The 7,655-nt window shown below is 40.0% G+C and carries 8 protein-coding genes; 4 read left to right on the top strand and 4 right to left on the bottom strand.

The genetic code is table 11. From position 1 onward, the window contains the following. Nucleotides 1-335 precede the first annotated feature (335 nt). Nucleotides 336-1,289 (bottom strand): stage II sporulation protein M, encoded by a 954-nt coding sequence (locus RRG12_RS40900; RefSeq protein ID WP_420763134.1) that lies wholly within the window; start codon nucleotides 1,287-1,289, stop codon nucleotides 336-338. Nucleotides 1,290-1,369: 80 nt separating this feature from the next. On the opposite strand from RRG12_RS40900, the gene RRG12_RS40895 reads away from it, so the two are divergent. Continuing rightward, entirely contained in the window at nucleotides 1,370-2,203 is an 834-nt protein-coding gene (locus RRG12_RS40895; protein WP_069072783.1) for a hypothetical protein, read from the top strand. A gap of 57 nt (nucleotides 2,204-2,260) precedes the next feature. Further along, the gene (locus RRG12_RS40890) at nucleotides 2,261-3,046 is read left to right on the top strand and encodes an RDD family protein (protein WP_420763133.1); all 786 of its coding nucleotides are present in this window, start codon (nucleotides 2,261-2,263) and stop codon (nucleotides 3,044-3,046) included. 114 nt (nucleotides 3,047-3,160) lie between these two features. Here RRG12_RS40890 and RRG12_RS40885 read toward each other — a convergent pair whose 3' ends face one another. Further along, nucleotides 3,161-3,949 carry a DUF1868 domain-containing protein gene (locus tag RRG12_RS40885; protein ID WP_069072781.1) on the bottom strand — a complete coding sequence of 263 codons (789 nt, stop codon included), beginning with the start codon at nucleotides 3,947-3,949 and terminating at the stop codon, nucleotides 3,161-3,163. A gap of 230 nt (nucleotides 3,950-4,179) precedes the next feature. On the opposite strand from RRG12_RS40885, the gene holA reads away from it, so the two are divergent. Next, nucleotides 4,180-5,169: a DNA polymerase III subunit delta gene (gene holA, locus RRG12_RS40880; RefSeq protein ID WP_420763132.1), complete on the top strand. Its 990-nt coding sequence runs from the start codon at nucleotides 4,180-4,182 to the stop codon at nucleotides 5,167-5,169. A 109-nt stretch (nucleotides 5,170-5,278) separates the two neighbouring features. After that, nucleotides 5,279-5,761, top strand: coding sequence for a DUF4168 domain-containing protein (locus RRG12_RS40875; RefSeq protein WP_420763131.1), 483 nt, complete (start codon nucleotides 5,279-5,281; stop codon nucleotides 5,759-5,761). Nucleotides 5,762-6,001: 240 nt separating this feature from the next. On the opposite strand, the gene RRG12_RS40870 is transcribed toward RRG12_RS40875, so the two are convergent. Then, a complete protein-coding gene (locus tag RRG12_RS40870; protein WP_420763130.1) occupies nucleotides 6,002-6,613 on the bottom strand; it encodes a helix-turn-helix transcriptional regulator in 612 nt (203 codons plus the stop codon). A 625-nt stretch (nucleotides 6,614-7,238) separates the two neighbouring features. Continuing rightward, the coding region (locus tag RRG12_RS40865; protein ID WP_420763129.1) for a response regulator at nucleotides 7,239-7,655 on the bottom strand (417 nt) is incomplete at its 5' end.

Raw genomic sequence — 7,655 nt, 5'->3', positions numbered from 1 at the left:
CTCTTATTGTGAGAATGATATAGGACTCATATTTGATTTGGTGAAAAAACTCAGTACAACTAAGAAGCCTTCTTGACTGTTGCCTATTCCCTATTGCCTGCCTACGCAAATTAGTTCAGAAATCAAAGCGGATTCTTATATATAGCTAAGTACTGAGTAAAAATCCAGTTGTTTCAGGACTTTGAGCAATCAACACTGTCATAACCTGTATGACTACGGCTACAACTGTCGATTTAAGTGTTCCAACCAAATATTAGCCAGAGGAGAAAAACACCCTGAAGTAGACAGTAAACTATAAATTTAACTTCGTCCTAACGTTTTTTTTGCTAATTATTTTATGCTTTCTTGCGGCTACAATACATTACCAAAAGTATAAATAATCCTATTCCTGCCAGATATTTAATGGCATCAGGTACGCTGGGATTAGGTGAAAAGAAGCCTTCGATCGCACCAGCAATAATCAGCATCGGTACAATCCCAAATACTAGCTGCACTGCCTGAGAACCGTAAAACTTTAGTGCATCTCCACGGCGATATTTACCAGGAAATAAAATTGCTCTTGCTAATAAAAATCCCGCACCCCCAGCAAAAAATATCGCAGGTAATTCTAAGGAACCATGCGGAAATACAAAGGCCCAAAAAGGATAAGCTAGATTATTTTGAGCAACCAAAGTGCTAACAGCACCAATTAATAAGCCATTAAATACCATCAAATAAGCTGTGTATAGCCCAGCAGTGATCCCACCGGCAACAGCCCCAAAAGACACCGCTAGGTTATTGATCATAATACCGCTGGATGCCAGAGGTTCAATGCCGACAATTGACCCCATCCATAATTTTTGCTCATCTCGCACCTTGGTAATCAAGTTTTCAGGTACGATTAAAGGCATGAAGCTGGGGTTTTGCCAAGAATACCACCAAGCCACTAATCCCCCCAGTAGAAACAGAGCCGTTGCAGCAGCAATGTATACAAATGTTTTCTGGACTACAGATGGTAATCCCCAGCGGTAAAATTCTAGAATCGCCTGCCATTCTTGTCGCCGCGAACTTTGGTAAATCTGCGTGTACGCACGAGTTGTTAAAGATTGTAAACTTTGAATCAAAGTATTACCGATTTGCTGAGTGCGGGCACGTGCCAAGTCTGCTGCTACGGAACGATACAAACTCGCTAACTCTCTAATTTCTGCTGCCTGTAAGGACTTTAGCCCTTTTTTTTCTATCTGCCTTAATAGGGCATCCAAACGCTGCCAATTTGGTTCTCGTCGCGCAATCCAACGTTGAATATTCATGAATTTTGGGAACACTGAGTTTAACTTAGCTTAAGATAGCCTCAAATTCATCTCCGTAATTTCAAGGAAAATGTGCCATTATGTCTGAAAACTTTGGATCTTCCGGTCAGATACAACCACTGAGTATCGGTAATGTTGTCAGTGCTGCGGTGCGATTATATCGTTCTCATCTGAAGACTTATCTTAATCTAGCTGCGATCGCTCACTTGTGGATTCTAGTTCCGATTTATGGCTGGGCAAAATATGCAGCCATTTCTGGCCTAATTTCACGCTTGGCTTTTGGAGAATTGATTTACCAGCCGGAAGGTGTTCAAACTGCCAAGAACCATATTAATCCGCGTCTTTGGTCATTTTTGAGAGTTGGTTTTCAAGTAGCAATATCTTTGCTTTTAATTTATTTTGGAATGGCGATCATAGGTGGTGTGCTAGCTGGCTTGATCGGAGTAGTATTAGGAGGAATATTAGGTACTTCCAGCATTATAGTCGTAACCACATTGGCAATAATTGTAACCGTAGTTGTTGTGCTATTAGGACTAACCTGGTTTTACTCTCGTTGGATAATAGCTGAAGTGCCTTTAGCAGTTGAAGAAAATATCAATGGTGGCGAAAGTGTTGCCAGAAGTTGGGAGTTAACTAAAGCCTCAGTATTTCGCATTCAGGGCGTTGTTTTAGTTGCTTTTATTGTGACATTGCCGTTGGTGTTTGTATTAAACTATATACCTAGCTTATTCCTAATAAGGCTTGAGCCAGGTTCTACTATCTACTCAATTGTGTATTTTATTTCTTGGGTTGGAAGCTTGATAGGTGGAATTTTAGTTATGCCATTCTGGCAAGCACTAAAAGCTGTTTTATACTTGGACTTGCGTAGTCGGCGTGAAGGTCTAGGTTTGCAATTACGAGAACCTCCCTTGTAAGATTTTTGTTAATTTAACACCTTAATCCAACTCTATTAATTTTGAATTAGTTAAAATATGCGCTTTTTTAATCGCATCACATTCCAGACTCCAGAAAGTGTAGAGTTGGAATTCACTCTAGCAGGAATCGGTAATCGAGCCTTGGCACTGCTAATTGACTATACAGTTTTGACTGTAACCTTGCTTGTATTTTTTCTTACCTGGACTGTCTTTTCTACTCAACTGTTCAATTTTTTTGAAGACTTGATTACGAATGCTCAGAATTTAGGACTTTGGTTAATAGCAATTTTCTTCCTGATCGGCTTTGCAGTTTACGTCGGGTATTTTATATTTTTTGAAACCTTATGGTTTGGACAAACTCCTGGTAAACGGTTTGCTAAAATTCGCGTAGTTCGAGATGATGGTAGACTGATCGGGCTACAACAAGCAACGCTACGTGCTTTACTGCGACCCTTTGATGAAACTTTGTTTATTGGCGCTTTTTTAATTATGTTGGGTAGCCGTGAAAAGCGCTTAGGTGATTTGGCTGCTGGTACAATTGTGATTCAAGCCCAAACACCTACTATATCTCCTACATTAACAATTTCAGAACAGGCAAAGTTACTCCGTGAGCAGTTAGTACAAATTGCCGATTTATCACCATTGATGCCAGATGATTTTGCTGTTATTCGTGAGTATTTGCAACGGCGTGGCGCATTGTCATTAAAGGCAAGAGCCTCATTATCTCTAAAGTTAGCCGAGCAAGTTGTAGCTATTATTAATTTAGAAAAGTTGCCAGAAGGTGTTACACCTGATGTATTTTTAGAAGCTATTTACCTCGGTTATCAGCAACCGGAATTTTAGGCTGGAGATTTGATTTATAGTATTGTTAGGCAGACATAACTAATAATCAGTAGTCAGTTGTCAGTGAGTGAATGGAAACTACTGACTACTAACTACTAACTACTAACTAATTACTTAAAAATCTAAAATCGGCCAATCTGGTTCACGATAATAGCGTGTCATGTTGTCAAACTTTCGCAATTCAACGCGATTGATCAAAAATTCTGGCAAATTCAACAGCCAATTTTCATTCAATTGAGAAAGCATGGTGCTGAAATTTACGCGGTCTAAGTCAGATGAAACCTCCCCAAAATAGGCTAATGTAACGTGGGCTGTAAAATGATAATGCTGCTCAATACCCAAGGCCATTAACTTGGGATTTTGATAAATTGTTCGGCGAAATTTAATAATTTCCTCGTAGCAGCGTTCATCTTGAGGTACTAAACAAACGGCTATAGCTCTTGGCATCAGTATCAGCCCCAGCATTTGCCATTTAATCGGATGACTCTTGTTTGTCATCAATTGTTGATATTGCTGAAAGGTTTCGGCTAAACAAGAGTGTAATTCCTCGTCAAATTTAGGATTTTTTTCGCAGGCGTCAAGATAAGCACTGTCCCAAATTAAATCCGCTAAAGTCACGTGGAAGCTAGCAGGAGCTAGAGGTACAATCAAATCACGGCCTACAGGCAACTGCAAAAGTTCCTGTTGGTAAGTTTGTAATTTGGTATAGAAAGCAGAGTTTTGTGATTCTTCTTCTGCCGGCGGTGTAATTAGCGTATAGCCAGGAAAAGACGCTGCTTGTCTCAACCCAGAATGTGGCTGAAATTTAGAAGATTCCTGAATATGCTGGGCTTGGGATCTGTAGGCTTCTGGCAGCGTCAGTCGTGCCAACCGATTTAAGTAAGTTTGATAGTTGTCGTCCAATCTTTATAGCCTCACGCTCTCACTTGATAGATTTTAGGGAAAATTACCCCGATTAACAGAATGATTTTAAAAGTATTTAGTTTTTTGGATTGGGGAATGGGGTATTGGGCATGGGAAAGAGGCAGAGAGGCGGATGAGGGAGATGAGGGAGAAATAAATAACCAATAACCAAACCAATACCCAATGCCCAATGCCCTATGCCCCATGTCCATCTATTATGAGATTTATCTATGCCAATCTATGTTTACTGGGGTGAGGATGATTTTGCGATGGAAAAGGCGATCGCTATGCTGCGCGATCGCGTCCTCGATCCCAACTGGATAAGTTTTAATTACACTTCATTCTCCCCAGATCAAGCTGATGCTGCTATCCAGGGGTTAAATCAAGTCATGACACCCACTTTTGGGTCTGGTGGGCGCTTGGTATGGCTGATAAATACAACTCTATGCCAGCACTGTCCAGAGAACGTGTTGGCAGAATTGGGGCGATCGCTACCTGTCATCCCCGACAACTCATTTTTATTGCTCACCAGCCGCAATAAGCCAGATGAACGACTCAAATCCACAAAATTGTTAAAACAGTTTGCTACCGAATTCCGAGAATTTCCCCTCATTCCCCCTTGGAAAACAGAATTGTTGGTGCAATCTGTTAATCAAGCAGCCCAGACTGTGGGTGTGAAACTGACTGCCAATACTGCCCAGTTGTTGGCAGAATCCGTTGGAAATGATACACGACTTCTCTACAATGAGTTAGAGAAATTGCGGCTATATGCCCAAGGTAGTAATAAGCCTTTAGACGTAGATACAGTTACAAAGTTAGTAAGAAATACTACTCAAAATAGCTTACAATTAGCAGCAGCAATTAGAACAGGAGATACAGCTAAAGCTTTGACAACCTTGGCAGATTTGAGCAATGCTTCCGAACCAGGATTACGGATAGTTGCCACACTAATTGGACAATTTCGCACCTGGCTCTGGGTGAAGATTATGATAGAAAGTGGTGAGCGCAATCAACAAGCGATCGCTAAGGCTGCTGATATCGGTAATCCCAAACGGATCTACTTCTTACAGCAAGAAATCAGACTACTTTCTGTGCAACAGTTAATCTATTGCTTACCCCTGCTATTGGAGTTAGAAGTGAGCCTCAAGCAAGGAGCATCAGAAATGTCAACACTCCAGACTAAAATAATCGAACTTTGCCAAGTATGCCGAGAAAATTGACAATCAAATGTAAAAACTTGATGTATTGAGCAGTTGCTGGAACTTCCAACTCCGAAAATAATTCAAAGTCCTTATAATATCCCTGATGTAGTTCTGTGTCACATACTATATGAAGAAAATTTCCGATTTATTTTCCCGATCTAGCCGAAAGCGAATCCTTTATCATTCATTATTTTTTGGCGCGATCGCTACTGCAAGTGTGATTTCTCAAGCTTTTTCACCGAGTTCAAAAGCTTATGGTCAAACTCCAGCACCAATAGTTGACAACACTGAAATCAATAGCTACGCTCAAGCCGTGCTAGCAATGGAGCCAGCACGTCAAAATGCCTTTGAAGAAATTAAAAAACTGATTGGCAATGGAGAAATTCCTAAGATTGTTTGTAATGACTCTAACAGCATAAATGGTCTTCCTAGAAAGGCTCAAGATATCGCAGTAAATTACTGTACTCGCTCTCAAAAAATTGTCGAAGATAACGGTTTAAGCATTGATCAGTTCAACAAAATTACTATTGAGCTACAAAATAACAATCTTTTAAAACGGCAGGTTTACAATACCTTATTACGTCTGCAACAAACTCCTGAATCTCCGTAAGAAAGGCTTCACTAAATCAAAGCTCGTAGTAAGTGGCTCTAGTCATTGAGAACCTTGTATAAAGTGATAAATCGCTCACTACGAACAAAAGATTTATCTTGCATTTAATTACATCTACCTATTATATTCGTCTAAACGCCAGGTATAAATTGTGTTTTACTTCTGAATTCACCAATTCTGACTCCTGAATTCTGACTCCTGAATTCTGACTCCTGAATTCTGACTCCTGTTTTATTGCTACTATTCAACTGCAAGATATGCTTGTCGCTTGGTGTGAATATTTTTCATGTGCTTTTTCACTGTATTTATGGTGATGTAAAGCTTAGTGGCAATTTCTTTGTAGCTGTAGTTGTTTCTATAGAGAAACCAAATTTCAGCTTCTCGCGGCGTCAAGTCAAATTTTTTAACTTCAGTGATTGCTAAACTTTTCAAAGACTCATACTGATTTTCGATAGTCACTAACAAACAAGGCACTTCAAACCCATCTAAATCTAGTAGTCTCACCCTAACACGAAAAACATTTGACTTATCCAACACAATCTCATCTGATAGAATGATTAGCTTATCAGAAAATAAATACCGACTGCTAAGTAAGGATTTACAAAGCTCCCAGATAACTTGTGGTACAAAGTTGTCGTTGCAATTATCTTGATTGAATTGACAACAAAGACGATGAGCAGATGCATTAGTATGAACTACTTCGCCAGCTTGGCTTAAAATTAATATACCGTCTTCTAAGCCTTCAATTACTTCTTGTAAAAAATCAGCCCGCTTCGAGTCATGTAAATCAATAATATCTAGCTGTTGTGGTTCCGCTACTTTTTTTACTAATGTGTTTGTTAGGGCGATCATAGGATTTATCTTAATGTATAAAAAGTACTTGTTTGATTAAATTCGTGAGGCTTGAAATATAGACTACTTATATCCATTTTTTACATACATATTTTTCTAAATAAATATATTTAGAAAATGTAGTAAAGAAGTTAAAAAGCATACAAGAAGTGTATTAGAGACGTAAGAGCTTTACACAAAGAGGAAATACCACAGACTAATACAGCTAACTAAGTAAACAAAAGTTTTATTTTTAACATTAATTTCTTAAGATATCCAAGTTATAGTTTTATGTAGCCTGTTTGAATTAACTAAGGTTACATGATTTAAATACAACTCTTAAATTGCCTATTTCGGAAGCCGCTTTCAATATATTTTGGATAACTCCCAATACGGTTGAGATATAGCGGTATGCAGTTGAGTGAGATACAGAAACAAACCAGCTAGCCGAACTGTATTGAAGCCGCTTATACCAAGTACTCATCGCCTCAATACACAATCATTATTCATGCTGAAATAAAAATATACGAGGGAATGGGGAAGAAGTAAAGGAGCAGGGGGCAGGGGGAGCAGGGAGCAGGGGGAGATGAGGGAGACAAGGAGAATAACCAATGCCCTATTCCCAATGCCCAATTCCCCATTCGTTCTAAGTCCGTCCAACAAGGCTGGCGACTACTGTAGCTAACTCCGCTGCCTCAATGGGTTTAGGTAAATGTAGCTGATAACCTTCTTGTATGGCTCGCATCCGATCTTCTGCTCTAGCATAAGCTGTCAACGCTGCGGCGGGAATATTTCCCCCTAATTCTGGGGGTTGCGATCGCAGTTTGCGGATCAAAGAGTAACCATCCTCTTGGGGCATACCGATGTCGCTGACTATAACATCTGGTTTCCACTGTGTAATTACCTGTAATGCTTCTGGAACTGATCCTACTGCTTTAACTTCGGCTTGGCACTGTTCGAGGACTGTGGTGATAAATTCACGGGTATCAGCTTGGTCATCTACAACCACCACACGCACGCCAAGGAGGGAGGGGGGAGAGGTGGGGGGGCAGAGGGGCAGGGG

The sequence above is a fragment of the Nostoc sp. CALU 546 genome, from assembly GCF_048836525.1.
The sequence above is the reverse complement of the archived record's forward strand: the minus strand, read 5'-3'. Positions and strand labels throughout refer to the sequence as shown.